16 protein-coding genes, 1 tRNA gene and 1 pseudogene are annotated in these 18,253 nt (G+C 61.6%); 8 read left to right on the top strand and 10 right to left on the bottom strand.

Annotation, left to right across the window (positions count from 1 at the left end; genetic code table 11):
• Positions 1 to 171: 171 nt before the first annotated feature.
• On the top strand, positions 172 to 1,632 hold the full coding sequence (locus AC0QUY_RS15870; RefSeq protein ID WP_475387511.1) for a trehalose-6-phosphate synthase: 1,461 nt from the start codon (positions 172 to 174) through the stop codon (positions 1,630 to 1,632).
• A gap of 147 nt (positions 1,633 to 1,779) precedes the next feature.
• Here the strand turns inward: AC0QUY_RS15870 and AC0QUY_RS15865 are convergent, their stop codons facing one another.
• Positions 1,780 to 2,124, bottom strand: coding sequence for a hypothetical protein (locus AC0QUY_RS15865; protein ID WP_475387510.1), 345 nt, complete (start codon positions 2,122 to 2,124; stop codon positions 1,780 to 1,782).
• A gap of 199 nt (positions 2,125 to 2,323) precedes the next feature.
• Between AC0QUY_RS15865 and AC0QUY_RS15860 the strand changes: the two genes are divergently transcribed.
• A tRNA-Ser gene (locus AC0QUY_RS15860) sits at positions 2,324 to 2,413 on the top strand.
• Positions 2,414 to 2,517: 104 nt separating this feature from the next.
• On the opposite strand, the pseudogene AC0QUY_RS15855 reads toward AC0QUY_RS15860, so the two are convergent.
• From AC0QUY_RS15855 to AC0QUY_RS15845, 3 genes and pseudogenes are all read right to left on the bottom strand, one after another.
• Positions 2,518 to 2,729: pseudogene (locus AC0QUY_RS15855) on the bottom strand (nitroreductase family protein); the annotation flags it as partial.
• A gap of 25 nt (positions 2,730 to 2,754) precedes the next feature.
• Positions 2,755 to 3,882, bottom strand: coding sequence for a L,D-transpeptidase family protein (locus AC0QUY_RS15850; protein WP_475387509.1), 1,128 nt, complete (start codon positions 3,880 to 3,882; stop codon positions 2,755 to 2,757).
• A 12-nt stretch (positions 3,883 to 3,894) separates the two neighbouring features.
• Complete coding sequence (locus AC0QUY_RS15845; RefSeq protein ID WP_475387508.1) at positions 3,895 to 4,572, bottom strand: nitroreductase; 678 nt, start codon at positions 4,570 to 4,572, stop codon at positions 3,895 to 3,897.
• Between the two features lie 477 nt (positions 4,573 to 5,049).
• On the opposite strand from AC0QUY_RS15845, the gene AC0QUY_RS15840 reads away from it, so the two are divergent.
• Positions 5,050 to 5,526: a hypothetical protein gene (locus AC0QUY_RS15840; protein WP_475387507.1), complete on the top strand. Its 477-nt coding sequence runs from the start codon at positions 5,050 to 5,052 to the stop codon at positions 5,524 to 5,526.
• Between the two features lie 58 nt (positions 5,527 to 5,584).
• Here AC0QUY_RS15840 and AC0QUY_RS15835 read toward each other — a convergent pair whose 3' ends face one another.
• Positions 5,585 to 6,223 (bottom strand): 2-dehydro-3-deoxy-6-phosphogalactonate aldolase, encoded by a 639-nt coding sequence (locus AC0QUY_RS15835; protein ID WP_475387506.1) that lies wholly within the window; start codon positions 6,221 to 6,223, stop codon positions 5,585 to 5,587.
• A 12-nt stretch (positions 6,224 to 6,235) separates the two neighbouring features.
• Positions 6,236 to 7,150, bottom strand: coding sequence for a 2-dehydro-3-deoxygalactonokinase (locus AC0QUY_RS15830; protein WP_475387505.1), 915 nt, complete (start codon positions 7,148 to 7,150; stop codon positions 6,236 to 6,238).
• A gap of 275 nt (positions 7,151 to 7,425) precedes the next feature.
• Between AC0QUY_RS15830 and AC0QUY_RS15825 the strand changes: the two genes are divergently transcribed.
• Positions 7,426 to 8,418 carry a Bug family tripartite tricarboxylate transporter substrate binding protein gene (locus tag AC0QUY_RS15825; RefSeq protein WP_475387504.1) on the top strand — a complete coding sequence of 331 codons (993 nt, stop codon included), beginning with the start codon at positions 7,426 to 7,428 and terminating at the stop codon, positions 8,416 to 8,418.
• Positions 8,419 to 8,467: 49 nt separating this feature from the next.
• Here the strand turns inward: AC0QUY_RS15825 and AC0QUY_RS15820 are convergent, their stop codons facing one another.
• Positions 8,468 to 10,882 (bottom strand): VCBS domain-containing protein, encoded by a 2,415-nt coding sequence (locus AC0QUY_RS15820; RefSeq protein WP_475387503.1) that lies wholly within the window; start codon positions 10,880 to 10,882, stop codon positions 8,468 to 8,470.
• A 578-nt stretch (positions 10,883 to 11,460) separates the two neighbouring features.
• Here AC0QUY_RS15820 and AC0QUY_RS15815 point away from each other — a divergent pair.
• Both AC0QUY_RS15815 and AC0QUY_RS15810 read left to right on the top strand, forming a co-directional pair.
• Positions 11,461 to 12,000 (top strand): FecR family protein, encoded by a 540-nt coding sequence (locus AC0QUY_RS15815; protein WP_246738475.1) that lies wholly within the window; start codon positions 11,461 to 11,463, stop codon positions 11,998 to 12,000.
• Positions 12,001 to 12,094: 94 nt separating this feature from the next.
• On the top strand, positions 12,095 to 12,964 hold the full coding sequence (locus AC0QUY_RS15810; protein WP_475387502.1) for a tetratricopeptide repeat protein: 870 nt from the start codon (positions 12,095 to 12,097) through the stop codon (positions 12,962 to 12,964).
• Positions 12,965 to 13,019: 55 nt separating this feature from the next.
• Here the strand turns inward: AC0QUY_RS15810 and AC0QUY_RS15805 are convergent, their stop codons facing one another.
• Together AC0QUY_RS15805 and AC0QUY_RS15800 are read right to left on the bottom strand one after the other, a co-directional pair.
• A complete protein-coding gene (locus AC0QUY_RS15805; protein ID WP_246738474.1) occupies positions 13,020 to 14,000 on the bottom strand; it encodes a Bug family tripartite tricarboxylate transporter substrate binding protein in 981 nt (326 codons plus the stop codon).
• Between the two features lie 233 nt (positions 14,001 to 14,233).
• Entirely contained in the window at positions 14,234 to 15,472 is a 1,239-nt protein-coding gene (locus AC0QUY_RS15800) for a glycosyltransferase family 87 protein (RefSeq protein WP_161850682.1), read from the bottom strand.
• A gap of 267 nt (positions 15,473 to 15,739) precedes the next feature.
• On the opposite strand from AC0QUY_RS15800, the gene AC0QUY_RS15795 reads away from it, so the two are divergent.
• Positions 15,740 to 16,993 (top strand): S1C family serine protease, encoded by a 1,254-nt coding sequence (locus AC0QUY_RS15795; RefSeq protein WP_475387501.1) that lies wholly within the window; start codon positions 15,740 to 15,742, stop codon positions 16,991 to 16,993.
• A gap of 99 nt (positions 16,994 to 17,092) precedes the next feature.
• On the top strand, positions 17,093 to 17,671 hold the full coding sequence (locus AC0QUY_RS15790; RefSeq protein ID WP_475387500.1) for a hypothetical protein: 579 nt from the start codon (positions 17,093 to 17,095) through the stop codon (positions 17,669 to 17,671).
• Between the two features lie 146 nt (positions 17,672 to 17,817).
• Here AC0QUY_RS15790 and AC0QUY_RS15785 read toward each other — a convergent pair whose 3' ends face one another.
• Positions 17,818 to 18,123 (bottom strand): hypothetical protein, encoded by a 306-nt coding sequence (locus tag AC0QUY_RS15785; protein WP_475387499.1) that lies wholly within the window; start codon positions 18,121 to 18,123, stop codon positions 17,818 to 17,820.
• Positions 18,124 to 18,253 lie beyond the last annotated feature (130 nt).

Here is an 18,253-nt window from a genome sequence, read left to right as displayed (position 1 = left end):
ACATAGATTCTTGCGCTTGACGCCGAGGTTCACGACAAAATTTATTTTTCGTGAGTTCCGGTGAGTTCCAGCACGCCGCAGCCCGAATTTGGTTTCAATTCGTTGAAAGGGTGATCAGGAACCATATTGATGAACGGTTGTTAACGCGAGCGTACCAACGGGAGGGGACCTTTGAACCTCGTCGTCGTTTCTAACCGCGTTTCCCGCGGAAAACCCAACGAACCCATGACGGGGGGCCTCGCGGCGGCGTTATTGCCGATTGTCGAGAAGTCGGGCGCTATCTGGGTTGGTTCCAGCGGAAGGGTCCGCGATGGGAACCAGAAGGAACCATTTGCCGAAATCGAGGCGCTTGGCGCCGGCGCGCTGGCTATGCTGGATCTGCCGGCCGCGCATTACGGCGGTTATTACGAAGGCTTTGCGAATTCCGCGCTGTGGCCGGCACTGCATTCACGCGCCGACCTGATTCGCGCCTCGCAGGAGGACTACCTCAGCTATCGCGAAGTGAACGCCTTCATGGCGCGTGCGCTGCTGCGATTCCGAAAAGCCGATTCCGCGTTCTGGGTTCAGGATTACCATTTCCTGGCGCTCGGCGCCGAACTGCGCGATCTCGGCGTCACCGAGCCGATCGGCTTCTTCCTGCACACGCCGTGGCCGTCGCGTGCGGTGATATCAGGCGTGCCGCATCATCGCGAACTGATCGAGGCGATGCTGGCCTATGATCTGATCGGTTTCCAGACCGAGGAAGATTGCGAGAACTTCCTGTCCTACGCGCAGTCCGATCTCGGCCTCGTCGTGCATGACGGCGTCATCATCTCGCGCTACGGCCGGACGCGCGCCGCGGTATTTCCGATCGGCATCGATCCGAAGCAGTTCGCCCAGTTGGCGACGAAGGCGTCGACCCATCCGGATGTCTCGCGGCTGCGGCGCAGCCTGAACGGCGAGAAGCTCGCGATCGGCGTCGACCGGCTGGACTATTCCAAGGGCCTGATCAACCGTATCAAGGCGTTCGACCGGATGTGGACGCTGCATCCGTCGCTGGCGCGCACCGTCTCGCTGCTGCAGATCGCGACGCCCTCGCGCGGCGCGATCGAGGCCTATGGCAATCTGCAGAGTGAGGTCGCCAAGCTCGTCACCGACGTCAACGGCGCGCATGGCGAGGTCGACTGGACGCCGATCCGCTATCTCAACAAGGGTTACGGCCAGGCCGTGCTTGCGGGCCTCTACCGCACCGCGCAGGTCGGCGTGGTGACGCCGCTGCAGGACGGCATGAACCTCGTCGCCAAGGAATATGTCGCAGCTCAGAACCCGGTCGACCCCGGCGTGCTCGTGCTGTCGAAATTCGCCGGCGCCGCCAACGAGCTCGATACGGCACTGCTGGTCAATCCCCACGATATCGACGGCATGGCGCGCACTATCGCCATCGCGTTGTCGATGCCGCTCACCGAACGGCGGATGCGCTGGGAAGCGATGATGGATAAGTTGCGCAGCCATACCATCCAGCAATGGTTCGCCGACTTCACCGAAGCGCTGCACGACTGCCAGCTCGACAAGAGCGAGTTGGCGCCGGTTATGACGGAGCCCGCGCTATGGCCGGTTCGCTCCGCCACCAATGGCGGCGCGCGGTATCACTAGTGCTAACACTCGATCTGCCATCTTGAGAGATTGTGAAGCTGTCTCCCCGTCATCCCGAGGAGCACGCAATAGCGCGCGTCTCGAAGGACGATGGCCCGCATATCGGCCGTGCATCAAGATAACGGAGCTCGGCCGACGAGGCCCCGCTCAATAACAATACGACACGCCATCCAGCACCGGGCAGCGCGCCTTGCTCGGCGCGCTCGGATTTTCCATCGGCACGTAGCCGCCCTTGCCGTTGCCGGCGAATACGCCGGGGCCGATCACGACGGACGACTTGTTGCCGATGATGACGCTCGGATGCGGCGAGGCCAGCCTCGATCGCGTGCCGTCGGCCCATACGATGGAGTCGCCCGCGAAGATGCCGCGCCGGCCGTCGTCGCAGGTTACGTCCACGCCCTGCTTGGTGCAGGCCTGCGCCAGCGCCGGGCTGGCGGCTGCTGCCGCGAAAGTCGCGGCCAGAGCCGAGAGCAAGAGCGTCCGTGCGATCATTGTGCGTCCTCCACCAATTGCGCTGTCACTTATCGTCATCGATCGTGGCCGGATTCCGGTTCAAGACCCGGCAAACCGCCGATTATCCGACGCTAGACGATCCAAATTGCCAAACAAATTCAACGAATTGGGGAAATTTTAGCCGTGGTGGCCAGCCTCCCTTGCAAAATCAGTGCTGCCCCTTCAAGAGAGGGCCTCCGGAGAGATGGCCGAGTGGCTTAAGGCGCACGCTTGGAAAGCGTGTGTGCGGGAAACCGTACCGTGGGTTCGAATCCCACTCTCTCCGCCATCAGATTGAAGCTGCCACGATCCAGCGTTCGATAACAGGTGAAGAGTTTCGCTTGACGTTACACCGGATAGCATCTGTTGCTCGTGCGCGCGCCCAATTCTCGACCCAACGAATACCGTAGCTTCGTCGACAGGCCTTCGTTCGGACACCACCGCATTTGCCGGAAAAATTTCATCCGGCCAGCCCAGCGTGATACTTTTCACGATGACCTGATCGTCGGCTATTCCCGCGTGTTCGCGCACCACGGTGATTGCATGATGCGCTGGGTGTTGATCACGGCGCCCAGCCCGCGAGACCATGCGTGGTCTGCCAACGACCCATCGCCGACGTTGGACAAGAGTTCAGCACCGGCTCGATGGGAAGCCGGCACGGACCGGATTACACTCGATCGGTTTGGAGAACGAGGTGCCAAACCATTTGCTGGTCAACGAGCCATCGTTGTCGATCCAGGGGATCGGGGGCAATTGCGGCAGGTAGGATGCATACGGCATTACTTTCGCAAGCGTCACCCTGCCCGGAAATTGCGCGAGGAACGCCTTGTTCATTCCGCCGTCCAGTCCGCTGTAGATCGGGGCAGCCGGCACGTTGTCTTCAAGCAATCGCGCGTATTCGAGCTCGTCGGCGCGCCTCTTCTCCAGCGCCCGCCGCGCGATTTCCGGATTGACGACGAAGGGCGGACATTTTTCGATCGCGTTGAACACAAGAGGGGACGGCGAATTCGCAGGCGGTTGCGCATCGAATACATAGCGGCGGTTGCACACGTCCACCTTGGGTTCGCGTTGCGTCGTCTCGAAATGATCGTTGCCGACCTTGAGCATTTTCCAGAAGGGCAGGTTGGGACTATTTCGATGCCGCGCCAGATTCGCCGGCGTCAAGCGGAACGGATAGGCCTGGACCTGGAACGACGGCCGGCCGCTGAGCGAGTCGCGCGCCAGCGAATAGATTTCGCTGATCTGTTCGTCGGTCATGGCATAGCAACCGCTCGACCAGCAGTCGCCGTGAATCATCAGGAAGCTGCCGTTGCGCTTGTGCGCCTTGTCGAACGTGTTGGGGTAGCCGAGGTTGATCGAAAGATAGAAGTTGGAGTTGGGATTCATCAACTCAGGTGTAATCGTATAAAACCCTTCCGGAGCCTGCCGGTCGCCCTCGTACAACTTCGGCCCGAGATCGCCCGACCACCGGCAGATCGGATAAGTCTTGAGGATCTGGAAACGGCCGGCCGTGTCCTGTTTCCAGACTTCGAGCTCCGCCTCCTCCTTGAAAAGACGCATAACGATCGGCGAGTATTTTGGCATCTTCTTCTGTTCGAGTAGCGAGAGCAGCTCGGGGGGTAGCTCCTGTGTTGCCTTGGCCGGCAACGGCTTGCTGCTTTCGCCAAGGCACGTGACCGGTGTCAAGGCAGCGGCAAAAGCCGCCGTCAGCACAAGTGCACATCGAACCATGGCGCGGATCACTGCTGTACCTTCCACCCGCCCGCGCCGCTACTTCTCGAACCCGACGAACACCGTCGCTTCCTCGACGGACTTCCGCTCCGACACCACCGCATTCGCCGGAAAAGTTTCATCCGGCCAGCCCAGCGCAATACTTTTCATGATGACCTGATCGTCGGCTATTCCCGCGTGCTCGCGCACCACGGGCGATTGCATGATGCCTTGGCTGTTGATCACGGCGCCCAGCCCGCGAGACCAGGCGGCATTGACCAGGGCTGTCGCCACAGCGCCGCAATCGAAGGGCGTATCGTCGCTGCCATCAAGCACGCGGTCATAGGTAATGATCACGCATACCGGCGCGTCGAATTGACGGAAGCCGCGCAGTACCCAGTCCTGGCGCTTGTCCTTGTTGTCGCGCTCGATTCCCATGGCGGAGAACAGTTGCTTGGCGACACCGACCTGCCTGTCGCGGTGCTTGCCTGCAAAGGCCTGACCCGTGCGGAACTCGCGTGACTGCGGTATGCCCGCCACCATCCGCTCGGTGTTGCCGGCGCGGATCCGATCCAGCGGTTCGCCGGTGACGACGTAGAAATTCCAGGGCTGGGTGTTCATCGACGACGGAGCGCGCATCGCCAAACCAATGATTTCCGCAATCAGCGCCTTGGGTACTGGATCAGGTTTGTAACCGCGAATACTCCGGCGACCGAGAATGACGTCATCAAACTGCATCTGTGCCGAATTCCCCTGACAAGTTCTGAAACAGCCCGGATTTTCGCGGTTTCCGCATCCTCGCGCAAGCGGCGGCGGCGTGTCCTCAACGATTTGGCCACGCACAACATGACCGCGTCAATATTGCGCGCACGCCGTCTAGCGAATTCCGGGATAATGAAATCGTGCCGCTGATTTGCCCGACGTGTCAAGTTTTCGGTCCAAACCGTTGGGTGCGGCGGCCGCCGGCTACTTTGCATGGGGTTGTTTTCGATGTTTTTGGTAGGAGCCGCGGCGACTCCGCGCGACGGCACCGTCCGGAAGGCGCGTAGGCTTTTCAGCTGTTGCTCAAATCGCGGGTTTTGGTTTGTGAAGGCCGAAAATTGCCGATCATTCAATGAGGATTGACAGACACTCTCTCCGACAGTATCTGCCCAGGCGTTTGATACCCAAGATTATCTCGCCGCGTACCGCCCCTCGAACTGCGCGTATGGCCGAATGAACACAACTGGCGCACGGTCGCGCACGCAAGTTGCAATCCTGGCCATCTGGGCCTGGATTGCCACCGGCATATCCGCCACGGCGCAAGACGCAGCGCAGCTGGAGCGGTTGCTGACCAAGGAAGAACAAACAAAGCTTGGCATCTCAACGATGCCGCCCGACAAGCGCGATGCAATGCGTGGCGCGCTAATCAGAATGTACCGACAGGGTTATCGCGCTGCCCAAGGTGCGGACCGAGCAAGCCCGGTCATCGGCACCGGCGTGGCCGAGACACAAGTAGATGGAGACTTCAAAGGCTGGGAGGGTCAAACGATAGTGAAGTTGATGACCGGCCAAATCTGGCAGCAGACAGAGTATCACTACGAATACATCTACGCCTACATGCCGAAGGTTCAAATATATCCATCAGACGGCGGCCACAAGATGAAGGTGGACGGTACGTCTAAAGCCATCGGCGTTCAGCGCTTGCGATAGCTGAAATCTGCGTCCCAGGTCCCGAAGGTTATCTGGAACGCAGCGCTCTCTCGTTGATCTACCCCGTCTGTTGAATTGCCGCGTCATACGCCTTGATCGTCGCCTTGGCGCGATCGGCTACCTCCGCTGCCGTCATGCCGGGCTTGTAGAGGCTGCTGCCGAGGCCGAACGCCAGAATGCCGGCCCTGGTGTAGTCCGCGAAGTTCTTGTCGGAGACGCCGCCCACCGCGGCGATCATCAGGTCCGGGGGGAGCACGGCGCGGATGGCGGTAATGCCCGCCGGCCCGAGCACGCTCGCCGGAAAGAATTTGAGGCTTGAGGCGCCCGACTTGGCAGCCAGCAGCGCCTCGGTCGGACTGAAGACGCCGGGCATCGTGACCATGCCGCGCCCCCTCGCTGCGGCAATGATTTCGGGATCGACATTGGGGCTCACCAGGAGCCGGCCGCCCACGTCATGGAGTCGCGCGACGTTCTCCAGCGTCAACACCGTGCCCGCGCCAACCAGGATTCCGGCTGGGGCCTTCTTGACGGCGATCTCGATCGAGCGGAACGGATCCGGCGAGTTGAGTGGAATCTCGATTGCCGTCATGCCGCTGTCGATCAGCGCGCTGACGATGTCGCCCGCTTCATCAGGCTTCACGCCGCGCAGGATCGCGACCAGCGGACGCTTCATCGGGGGAAATGGGATAACGCGCATTCGACTGATCCTCTACACATTCCAAATCGATTGAGCGGCCATCGAAAGACCGCGACGGACCGCATCCTCGGCGCCGATTGATCTGACGGGAATGGCGACCGTGTCAAACGCCAATTGGTAGAGCGTCTGGAGCTTCCCTGACGCCACCAGCGTAATCGCGGCCCTCGGCGCTCCTCCGGCGAGCCCGCCCGCCAATTCGAGACCGATCAGGGTGCCCGATATTTTCTCTCGGGCCGAGGATGGCGTGGCGCCATAGAGGAGTTGCCCCGATCGCACCTGGAACAGCAGGTTGGCGGCGTTCGCTGGCGTCTCGAATGCGCGCGTGACGGCGGACTGGAAGGCTTCAACATCTGTCTCTTCATCGGCGCCGGCCACCGCGTGGGACAGAATCGTTTCGCGCGATATGACGTCGAACAGCTCTCCGGTCATGAAGGTGGCGAAGCGTTCGACGGTCGCTCCATTGGCTCTGACCCACTTCGAATGGGTGCCCGGCATGCAGACGAGCGCATCCCCCGCAGCGTCCATGCCCAGGACGCCGAGCAATTGTGTTTCCTCGCCTCGCATGACATCGGGCGCCATGGGATCGCGTTGCGCGATTCCGGGGAGGATGCGGATGTCACGATCCTGTCCCGGCACCGCGACGGCGTGCTTCAGGATCGATGCGAGTGGCGCCGGCGTGTCGACATATCCGGCCTCAACCCATCCCTGCCGGGCGCCGGCCATGCCGCAGACGATAACGGGCAGCCGATCCGCGGCACCGACTGCGTCCAGATGCGATTGCAGCACGGCCGGAAAGCCAAGCTTGCCCGCCGCCATCATGCCCTCTTGGCTGCGCCGTTCCCCGAGGATGTCGCCGCTCCGGTCGACGAGCCAAAGCCGAAAACTGCTCGTGCCCCAATCGACTGCGACATATGCAGGCTGGCTCATTTCAAGTTGGTCCCGATGCTATCTGCGCCTTCCGGACATGTTATCACGCCGATCTGCCCGGCGTCCCGATGCTGGATCGATGGTGCAGCGATGGACCAAATGCCGCTTCGCCTGTGCGAATTACACTCGCTTTGCAGTTGATTTGTAGAAATGCAACCAGCATGATCTGACGTCATGCGGGGTCACGCTGCTTGCCAGCAGCGGGGGCTTCGCCAATGAGCGCGCATCGAAAAGAATGCGCCATAACAACAAACAAGACTGTGGAGGACGCCATCGTGAGCAATCGGTTTGGTAACAGCGCGCTTATCGGCCTTGGCCTCTTGATCGCGGCGCTTGCGCCGCAGGCCTATGCCCAATCAACCGCGAAGACGGTGACGCTGGTAGTGCCGTTTGCGGCCGGCGGCGGCACGGATACGGTCGCCCGCTTGATCGGCGAGCGGATGTCGAGGACGCTCGGACAGACCGTCATCGTCGAGAACGTGGTCGGCGGCGGCAGCACGCTGGCCAACGATCGCGTGGCGCGCTCGGCGCCTGACGGCTCCACGATCCTGATCAATCACGTCGCGCTGCTCGCGGCGCCCAGCCTGTTCACCAATTTGCGGTACGATACCAAGACCGCGTTCGAGGCGGTCGGCCTCGTCAACAATGCGCCGATGGTTTTGATTGGCCGGAAGTCGATCCCCGGCGAAGGCCCGAAGGACCATGTGGCCTGGATCAAGGCGCAACGCGACAAGGCGAACTTCGCGCATGGCGGCCTCGGGACCAATAGCCACCTGTGCGCCGTGATGATGGGTAACGTGCTCGGCTTCAAGCCGACGGTCGTGGCTTATCGCGGATCCGCTCCGGCGATCGCCGATCTGCTGGCAGGGCAGATCGATTTGCTGTGGGATCAGGTGACCAACGCGCTGCCGCAGATTCAGGCCGGAACACTGCACGGCATCGCCATCACGTCGCCGGGACGTCTCGAACAGTTGAAGGACGTGCCGACCACCGCCGAGCTCGGCATGCCCGAGGTCAGCTACTCGATGTGGCATGGGCTCTATGTGGCAAAGGGCACGCCTAAGGAGACCATCAATGCGCTGAATTCGGCGCTCCGCGGTGCGCTGTCGGAGCCGGAGCTTGTGGAGAAACTCAAGCAGCTCGGGACCTTGCCATTCCCGGCCAACGAGTTGACGCCCGAGGCGCATGCGCGCCTGTTCGCCGACGACTTGCCACGCGTGGCAAAGCTCATCGAAAGCTCCGGCATCAAGGCGAGCGAAGCGAAGTAGGGCGTCCTGTGCCGGGTGAAGCCGCTGCGCTGAAACCGGCGCAGCTCCGTCACACGATCAGATCGTGCGGCGCGTAGGTAGTAACGGCGTTGCCTTGCTGGTTCCAAGCAAAGCTGTCGGACCATTGTGAAGACGGCTCGGCTGTTTGGGCTGCCTCTGAAATCGCTGGCTGGCCACTGGTTCCCGCAGCGTTTTCGGGCGAACTGATTGGCGCCGGGCTGTCCTCTGCAACGTCGATGATATTCGAACTGCTGACGTCGGATATCTTGTCCTTGAAGTGGAACGAGTCGTCGGCGCCATTGATGGTGATTGTCACCACCTGCACGGTGCCATCGATAGTGGTCACCTTAAAGCAGTCGGTCAGCGTGTCGCAGTCGTTGAGCGCCTGCACCTCGCAATTGTTGTTGTCGAGCTTGTAGGTCCAGACGCCATCCGCCGTCATCGTGAAGCTGCCGTAGCCGCCATCGCTCGCCTTGGGTCTGCATACCTCCGTGAAGGTATTGGGCGTGTTGTCGACGTCGGTATCGGTGAGCGTGCCGGTCGCGATCGGCGTACCGTATGTGCAAGCGCCAGCTTCGGTTACCGAGCCGGTCGTGGTGCCACAAATGACGGCAGCGTCGTTGGCGCCGTTGATGGTGATCTTCACCACCTGCGGCGTGCCGTCGATGGTCGTTACCGTAAAACAGTCCGTCAACGTGTCGCAGGAATTGAGTGCCTGCACGGTGCAGTTGTTGTTATCGAGCGTATAGGTCCAGACGCCATCCTTCGTCATGGTGAAAGTGCCATAGCCGCCCGCGCTCGCCTTCGGCGTATCGATCGTCGTAAAGGTGTTCGGTGTGTTGTCGATGTCAGTATCGGTGAGCGTGCCGGTCGCGGTTGGTTTGCAAGATGCGGAATTGGCCACGCCTCCGGCCTCGATGACCGAGCCCTCCTTGGTTCCGCAAATGATGGCGGCGTCATTGGTGCCGTTGATGGTAACCGTCACCAGCTGCACGGTGCCGTCCAGTGAGGTCACCTTGAAAGTGTCGGTCAGCTTGTCTCCGACATTGAGTGCCTGTACCGCGCAATCGGCGTTGTCGAGCGTGTAGGTCCACACGCCGTCCGCCGTCATGGTGAAGGTGCCATAGCCGCCATCGCTGGCCGTCGGACAATTGACTGCCACAAAACCGGACGCGTTATCGACATCGGTAACGGTGAGTGTGCCGGTCGCTGTAGGTGGATCGCACCTGGAGCCATCGTCCTCGGTCACGGAGCCGGTCGTGGTGCCGGAAATGACCGCTGCGTCGTTCGCGCCCTTGATGATGAGCGTCACCACCTGTGCAGTGCCGTCGATGGTGGTCACCGTGAAGGAGTCGGTCAGCGTGTCGCCGATATTGAGCGCCTGAACCGCGCTGTTGGAATCATCTACCGTGTAGGTCCAGACGCCGTCCTCCGTCATCGTGAAAGCGCCAAAGCCGCGCGCGCTCGCGGTCGGAGTGTCAACCACCGTGAAAGTATTGGGCGCGTCGTCGACGTCGGCGCTGGTGAGCGTGCCACTGGCGCTCAGCGGGCCGAGCGCGGTGCTGGCGACACCGCTGGCCTCGATCGCTGTGCCATCGGTGACGCCGGAGATGATGGCCGCGTCGTTGGTGCCGTTGATGGCGATCGTGAAGGGCTGCGCGGCCGAGAGCGTCCCGTCAAAAACGGTTATCGTGAAATCCGTGGTGGTCGGCTCAGTCAGCGCATTGATCGCGTCATTGTCCGGAACGAACGCATAGGCGCCGGTGGTGCTATCGACGTAAAGCGTGCCGTAGGGACCAGTCCTTGACACGTTGTAGGTCACGCCATCGATGACGGTGCTGCCGACGGTTCCCCCGCTGATGCCGAAGGTCAGTGTCGCGCTGTTGGGGCTGCTGGCAATGAAAGTGCCGCTTGTTGCGGTGAAGAGGTCAAAGACGCTGGTGTCGATTTCGGTCGGCCCGATCACCGTATTCAGCGTTGGCGGCGTTGGCGTTGGCGGTGGTGGCGGTATTTGCCCGATAATCATCTCCGGGGCCGATGCGAGGATCACCGCGGGCAAAGCAGGCACATCCTGCTCTGGGGGGGAGTCATCAGTCTGGATGAAATTGATCGGTTGCACCGGCAGCTGCTCGAGCGGAGGCGGCGTGCTCGATCCCGTCGACCCCAGTCCCTTCTCGTAGGTGGCGAGCGCATCCTGCTGGGCCGCCTGCAATTCAGCCATCCGCGCAGCCGAGTTCGTGCTCTGACTTACGCTGACCGAGGACCCTTGCGAACGCAGAATGATGGTCTGTCCGGGATCGTCAACGAGGATGTGTCGAGGGATCGCCTCCTTGGTGACAAGCTCGAATGATCCATGTTCGAGGTCTTTGTATGTGATGTTGCCGTCGTCAAGGAACGTGACATCAGGACCGGCAGCCTGGGCCTGCTTCCCAAACAAGAAGGTTAGTGCCGTGAGCCACAGCATGCCAAACCTGCCGGCACGAGCCCGGCTTCGCAGATTACCATCCGCGACTTGAGCGGCGGCGCAGGGCGCGCCCCTGAGGGTGCCGAACCTGGCCGCAGTCTGAACGTTGCCGATGCGGGGAGGCGGGGCCACAGCGGCCTTACGTTCATCCCCAGTCCCGGCGTGGGACCCGACCAGCATGGCCCAACCCCGTTTGCAACTTACCCCGTGCGATTTTCAACGGCTGGCCTTGTCGAGGCCCATGAAGTCAAATAATCGCGCTGCTGCCGGCCGGGCGGCCGGAGCCGAGAGTTCCTGCTTCAAGTTAGCCAATCCACGGGCATTAGGCTTTAGGCTCAAAAGGAGTAATCCTTTCGAGCGAAGGAGAGATGATGTCTTCCCCGGACATCGGGTTTAATGTCGCGGCCGACCGGCGTTCAAAGAGCCCGTGAGCGTTATCTCAGACAAGATCTTCTCAGGAAGGGGGGATCATGTGCACGCATGCGATTGCCGCATTGGTGACAGGCGCCGTTCTGGCGACAGGCGGGCTTTTCGTCGCGCCAGCTCACGCGCAAGTCAGGCCCGCCGTTCAGGATGTCGTGGCAAAACCAATTGGAAAAGTTGTTGTTGCCACAGGTTCGGTCACGATTGAACGCGCGAATGCGGTGGTGGTTCAGGCGAGCACCTCAGGTCCGGCTGGTCAGGCGAAAGAGGGCGATCTCGTCTATCAGGGCGATATCGTTGCAACCGGCGCCGACGGCCGGGTCGGCATCAACTTCACCGATGGCTCGTCCTTCAATCTGTCGAACAATGCGCGCATGGCTTTGGACGAGTTCGTGTACGACCCAAAAAGTCTATCCAACTCGACCGTGTTCAGTCTGACCAAGGGAACCTTCACCTTTATCGCAGGTAAAGTCGCGAAGACCGGCGACATGAAGATCGACACTCCGGTCGCGACCATGGGTGTTCGAGGCACCACGCCACGCGTCGAGATTTCGGATGACGGGACAGTCAGATTTTCCACCCTCATTGAAGAAGGCAAGAGCAAGGGCCCGCGAAAGCCCGGCGCACCGGCGGCGCAGCAACCCGATCAAAAGCCGCCTCCAAAATCAAATCTGAACATATGCCGGGGGTGCTAGGCCCGTTCGCGGCGCGGGAATTGTCGGCCAACCAGGTCCGGAAACTCATTTCGACGGTTGCTCATTCGCTGGTGCTGGGATCGGGGAGTCTGACATGAAAGTCGGTGCGAGCGGGCGCGTCATCCAGGGCCTCGCGTCGGCTCTTGCCTTGCTGCTGCTCGGGTCTCTGGCTGCCGCGCAGAGCCCCAAGAAGAGCGACTATATCGAGAACATCGCGCTGTGCAACGGCTCGGATCGCACGTCGTTTGCAATCCGCATCAATGGCTGCACGGCGCTCATCGAGTCTGGTCAAGCTACGACGACTGCTCTTGCAATTGCCTATAACAATCGTGGCAATGCCCATACGGCAAGCGGAGACATTGACCGCGCTCTGCTGGATTTCGAGCAATCGATCAAGCTCGATCCGACTTACGCAAAGCCCTTCAACAACCGCGGCGCGGCTTACCTGACGAAAGGCGAATACGACCTCGCTATCAAATCTTTCGATCAGGCGATCAAGCTCAATCCGAACTACGGCAGGGCTTTCGTCAACCGTGCCGGAGTCTACCTGAAAAGGCACGAGTACGATCGCGCCGCACGGGACTACGACGAGGCGATCCGCCTCGAGCCCAATCTGGAAGCCGCGTGGAGCGGACGCTGCTGGACCCGGGCCATTCTCGGCTCGTTGCAAGCAGCGCTCGACGACTGCAACAAGGTGCTGCAGTCGTGGCCGAACGACGCCGCCACCTATGACTCGCGTGGACTGATCCGCCTGAAGATGGGGCAAGCCGGTGCCGCGATCGATGATTTCAGTTCGGCGCTGCGGGTAGATCCGAAGCTGGCAAGTGCGCTCTACGGGCGCGGGCTCGCCAGGCTCAGGAACGGCGATAAGCCTGGCGGCGATGCCGATATTTCCGCGGCGAGGACGATCCAGCGCGGGATCGATGACGACTTTACGCGCTATGGCGTACGCAGCAGCAACTAGTCAGCGAGCCCGGCGCGGCGACGCGTAGCAACGGTGCCGCGCCCAGGCTCCCAAGCTAATCCAGCTTCACGTTCGCCTCGGTCACGACCTTGCGCCAGCGCTCGACTTCCGCGGACACCATTTTTGCGAACGCAGGACCAGCGACGTCGGGGACATCGGAGCCATTGCGCTCCCAGGCCTCCTTGATGGCGGGAGTCTGCATCGCCTTCTGCAACTCCTTGACCATCTGTTCGACGATCGCCGGCGGCGTGTTCTTCGGCGCGAACAGGCCGTACCAGGTCGACACTTCATAGCCGGCCAGACCCGCTTCCGCGGCGGTCGGAAGATCGGGGAAGGCTGGCACCCGCTTTGGCGCGGCGACGGCGAGGGCACGGAGCTGTCCGGCCCTGACCGGTCCTGCCGACGAACCGAGCCCGTCGAACACAACAGGCACATGGCCAGCGATGAGATCCTGCATCGCGGGACCAGCCCCGCGGTAGGGGACGTGCTGGATGTTGGTCTTGGTCAAAATCTTGAATAGTTCACCCGCGAGATGATGCGTGGTGCCGGCTCCGGCGGAGCCGTAGTTCAGCTTGCCGGGATTGGCTTTGGCATAGGTGATGAACTCGGCCAGCGTCTTGGCGGCGACCTTGTCCGGATTGACGACAACCACCTGCGGCGGACGCGCGATCAGCGCCACCGCAATGAAATCCTTCTCGATATTGTAATCGAGGCTGGGATAGAGCGAGGGGGCAATGGCGTGATGCGCCGCGCCCACGAAGAAGGTGTAGCCATCGGGAGCAGCCTTCGCCGCAGCGGAGGCGCCGACCGTGCCGCCGGCGCCGGCGCGGTTCTCGATCAGCACGCGCTTGCCCAGTTGCGTATCGAGCTGGGCCGCCAGCGGGCGGGCAAAGGCATCGGTGCCGCCGCCGGCCGCGAACGGCACGATGAAGGTGATCGGTTTCTCCGGCCATGATTGGGCCTGCGCCTGGCCGGCCATGGCGGATACGACCGCCAGAAGTGTAAACAGGGCGGACCGGACAACTCTTGGCTTCACGGCATTTTCCTCCGGTTATTGAAAATTGGCGTCCGCTGTCGGCGGCGCGATTGTTTTTGCCTTCCTGGTTCCGGCGTTCGCCCGGAATGGACAGGGCAATGGGACCCCTACCGTATGCAAGATGCCAGGCGCGATCCATCAAAATGATCGGCTGGAAAGAGGGCGGCACCGGGGCGTTTGGTCGCTACCGCTGGACATTTCCGTGCCATCGTTCCAGAGAGGGCTGCGCAAAGCTATCCGGCAGGAACCGGCGCTTTTACGCTCTCCGCGGGGCCTGCGGGACGAAGCAGAAGCACGATCAGCAGCACGGGCAAAAGCGGGGCGATCCGGCCCACGGGGAACACCAGCGGTGGGCTCAGCATCGGCAGCAGCCAGATCATGAAAGCCAGGGTCCAGCACCACAGCGGTAGGGAAGAGGCCCGGGCCATCAACCAGAAGGCTGCAGCGATCACCAATAGCGTTCCATCATAGGCGCCGGAATGCGGCGCGGCGAGGACGGTGGCGGCGAGAAAAACCGCGATCTTTTCCGGCATCCCCAACCTCGACCGGAAAGCGATGACGACGGATATGGCCGCGCCCAACGTAGCGAGCAGCTGAATCCACGACGCCAGCCGTTGCGGCGCGCCGAGCAGAACCGCACAGGTATAGACGCTGTGGCCCCACATGCGGCCGTACTCGATCCATTTCGGGTTCGGGCTGTTGAGATTTTCGAGGATGAGGGGAAGCCAGCGCAGCCACAGGTCCCATCCGAAAACCAGTCCGCTCGCGATCATCATGGCGAGCGCAGACAGGCCCGATGCCAAAAACGCGCGCCACTGCCCGGCGGCGACGAGTGCGATCGGAACCAGGACGCAGAATTGAGGTTTGAACGTCAGCAGTCCCAACACCAATCCGCCCAGGTAAGGGCGCCGCTTGAGAAGGGAAAATCCGCCGACAATCAGGGCTGCGACCAGAAAGGCGGCCTGACCGTTGATCGCATTGATGGCAGATGCCGGGCAAATCAGCACGGCTGCAAGCAGGGCGCCTGATGGCAGGCTCTTTGCCGCGGACGCGCGCAGCGCTACCGCCAGCGCGGCGGCGGTCGCGATCTGAAATGCCACATAGGAGCCGAAGAAACCCAACGGCGCAAACGGCAGCAGGATCAAGAGAAAGCTCGGCGGATAGGCCCATGGCCGGAATTCCAGCGGCGCGGAGAGCCAGCCGGCAAACGCGGTGTTGATGAAGTCGGTGAAGCGATCGCCATCGAAGATCAGCGGCGCATTGCCGTCGAGCACCGAGCGGATCGCGCCGTAGAACACCATCCAGTCGGTGCCAAGGGTATTGTAGTCGAGCCCGATCTTGCCCGGGTAGGGAATGGTCGTGACGAGAATCAGCCAAATGTAAAACGACATCGCCAGGGCGGGGATCAGCACGACCGCAGGCGGACGCAGCTCGGCCCTCTCGAAGTTGCCTCCGCCGTGTGCCAAGTCCATGCGTTGTCCTGCCAAGCGATGAGCCGCCTTGCGACGGGCGGACGCGAATCGGTCTCGATCTTACGACGATCGGGACGATAGGCAGAATATCCGGCAAAGAACTTAACGAAGTGAGCTTCAGGCCGCCGCTGCCGCACCGTGTGTGACCAACGGCGAGCCTGTTTTCCTGCTACCCCGCGGGAGAATTTTCGGCCCCCCGTGCCGGTCCAAATAGACTCCGGTTGCAAAGATAAATATGCTCACCCTGGGAATGTGGGGAATATGCATATGAAATGCCGTGCTGCTGCGGTTGCAGCTTTGTTGTGTACGATTTTTGCCAGTGCGAATGCGCATGCGCGCGGACCCTATGGTTCGATCAGCGTCGGCAACTGGAAGGGCGGGGCCTACACCAACGACCAGACCGGATCGTTCTCGCACTGTGCGGCAGGCGCTTCGTACGCCAGCGGCGTCTATTTTCTGGTGATGATCGATCACACCGGCGGCTGGAGCCTCGGCTTCATGCATGAAGAATGGCGGCTCACGACCGGGCAGGCCTTTCCGCTGACCCTGACATTCGACGGCCAGCAACCGTTCAACGTTCATGGCATCCCGATCGCCGACAAGCTGGTTCGCGTGCCGATGCCGAACAATTCCTCGCTGATCGGCCAGTTCCGGCGGGCGAAGGCCATGACCGCCTATACGCAGGGGCAGCTCTTCCAGTTCAACCTCGACCAGACCGGACAGCTCTTGCCGGTGCTGGCGAACTGTGTTGCCAAGATCAAGCAGTCGGGATTGGCCAGTGCCGGCGATCTCTCGGTCCTTCCCGTGGCTAAGCCGATCGCCGCAGCGGCGGCGCCGGATGCTGCGCCGGCCAAGCCCGACAGGCTGCTTGACCAGACCGGCACCGGCTTCCTGGTGAGCACGAACGGGCACCTCGTCACCAACGCCCACGTCGTGCAGGGATGCGTCGGCGATATCCAGGGCAATCTGTCCGGCGAGGCGTCCGCCAAACTGCGCCTGGTGTCGAGCGATGAGACCAACGACCTGGCGCTGCTGCAGGTGACCGGCTCGTTCAAGGACGTTACCAAAATCCGCGACAAGGCGATCCAGTCCGGCGACAGCGTGGTGGCGATCGGCTATCCCTTTCATGGACTGCTGACGTCCGATTTCACGGTGACGACCGGGATCGTGAGCTCGCTCAGCGGCATCCTGAACGATACGCGCTTTCTGCAGATCAGCGCGGCCGTTCAGCCCGGCAACAGCGGGGGACCGTTGCTGGCCTCGAGCGGCGTCGTCGCCGCCAAGCTGAATGCATTCAGGTTCGCGCGGGCAACCGGCAACATTCCCGAGAACATCAACTTCGCCATCAAGACGGGCGCTTTACGGGATTTTCTCGACAACAGCGTGGTGCCATATCAGATCTCCGACGCCAAGGCCGAGCTGAAGACGGCCGACATCGCGCGCAACGCGCGGGCGTTTACATTCTTGATTTCGTGCAAGGCCAAGGCGAGAGAAAAAGAGATGACGAAGAACGCGGGATGAAGGCCACGGTGGCGCCGTTTCGCTCTTGGGAGCCCTTAGCTGGTTTTTGCCTCGGGAGCTCAAGGAAAGTTCTTAGACCCAAGCAAGGCCGGAGTGCAGATGGCTGATACCCTGGTTGTAGGGCTCCATTCATGGATAATCCAGGACGGCAACTACGGCGATTTTGCACGGGGTATGAAGGCGGCTTTCGCCCTTGAGTTTTACGCCTCGGCGCCGCTGGAGATATTCGAGTCGAACCTCCAGACGGTTCCGGCCCTAATTCGCATCCGAGATGCTGACTACGAGATTGTCGGCCGAGTTACCCACGTTGCGAATGATTGGTGGGTTATTGATGTAGGTGTGCTCGTCTTTCAGGAAGGGGAGCCCCCGGCAACTGTGCGACCGGGAAGTTGGTTGCGTGGGAAAATCTCTATCGGTATCGATCCGTTCTTCTACTTCGAGCGGCTGGCGCATCAGCCGGGCGCGCTCGCACTGGTCTACGATTGGAAGATCGAGAAAATCGAGGTGCAAACCGCACCGCTTATTGAGGTCAAGCCACGGGTGCTGGAGCTTGACGAAACGAAGCTTGGCTGGAAGGCGGTCTTTGAGACCAAAGCTTGGGACGACGACGGGGAGTATCTCCTCCATTGCTCTCGGGTCGGGGGCCCGCGGCCGCCGAAGGGAGGGCACCATCCCTAAGCGCCATCGCTGGATGGAGTTGGGGTCGACCGCGTCGGCCGGCCGCGAATGAGTGGGCGCATTCTCTGCGCGCCAAGGTGACCGCTGGTTCGAAACCTTGTGCGAGACCCGCCGGTTAATCCGGCGGCATTCACACTGGCGAAGGCTTACCGCGAATTGCCACGGCCGTGCGCCGTCTGGGCAGTCCAGCTACTCCAGCTCACGCTGGCGAGGCTGCGCTGGTCCGTTGCAAGCGGCCGCCGGGTCTGCCGCTCATAGGCGGCGATGATGTGCTGCGACTGCCGGATTTTCTGTTCGAGCTCGGCAATCGTCTTCTGGGTCTTGCCGGTCCTGGTTGCCTGGGCGGACTCGCCCACCATGAACCTCGTCGTCTCGATGTTCCTCAAGGTCTCACGAAGCTTCTTGAGCTGGGCGCGGTGCCACGCAATGGCGCTGTCACTGTCTACCGGCATGCAAACCCTCCTGATTCGCGGCCGAATCTAGCACGCAAGGGGCAAGTTCGGCCAAGGGGGCCACCGGCGGGTTCCTCGGGAGCCACTGGTTTCGCACGGAACGATTCGAGCCTTCCCGATTTCGGCCTCT

This window comes from Bradyrhizobium sp. WYCCWR15520, from assembly GCF_056174665.1.
The sequence above is the reverse complement of the archived record's forward strand: the minus strand, read 5'-3'. Positions and strand labels throughout refer to the sequence as shown.

Coding starts and splice junctions, on each gene's coding strand:
- AC0QUY_RS15865 (WP_475387510.1), bottom strand. CDS start 2,124: ATGATCGCACGGACGCTCTTGCTCTCGGCTCTGGCCGCGACTTTCGCG.
- AC0QUY_RS15845 (WP_475387508.1), bottom strand. CDS start 4,572: ATGCAGTTTGATGACGTCATTCTCGGTCGCCGGAGTATTCGCGGTTAC.
- AC0QUY_RS15840 (WP_475387507.1), top strand. CDS start 5,050: ATGAACACAACTGGCGCACGGTCGCGCACGCAAGTTGCAATCCTGGCC.
- AC0QUY_RS15835 (WP_475387506.1), bottom strand. CDS start 6,223: ATGCGCGTTATCCCATTTCCCCCGATGAAGCGTCCGCTGGTCGCGATC.
- AC0QUY_RS15830 (WP_475387505.1), bottom strand. CDS start 7,150: ATGAGCCAGCCTGCATATGTCGCAGTCGATTGGGGCACGAGCAGTTTT.
- AC0QUY_RS15820 (WP_475387503.1), bottom strand. CDS start 10,882: ATGCTGTGGCTCACGGCACTAACCTTCTTGTTTGGGAAGCAGGCCCAG.
- AC0QUY_RS15810 (WP_475387502.1), top strand. CDS start 12,095: ATGAAAGTCGGTGCGAGCGGGCGCGTCATCCAGGGCCTCGCGTCGGCT.
- AC0QUY_RS15800 (WP_161850682.1), bottom strand. CDS start 15,472: ATGGACTTGGCACACGGCGGAGGCAACTTCGAGAGGGCCGAGCTGCGT.
- AC0QUY_RS15795 (WP_475387501.1), top strand. CDS start 15,740: ATGAAATGCCGTGCTGCTGCGGTTGCAGCTTTGTTGTGTACGATTTTT.
- AC0QUY_RS15790 (WP_475387500.1), top strand. CDS start 17,093: ATGGCTGATACCCTGGTTGTAGGGCTCCATTCATGGATAATCCAGGAC.
- AC0QUY_RS15785 (WP_475387499.1), bottom strand. CDS start 18,123: ATGCCGGTAGACAGTGACAGCGCCATTGCGTGGCACCGCGCCCAGCTC.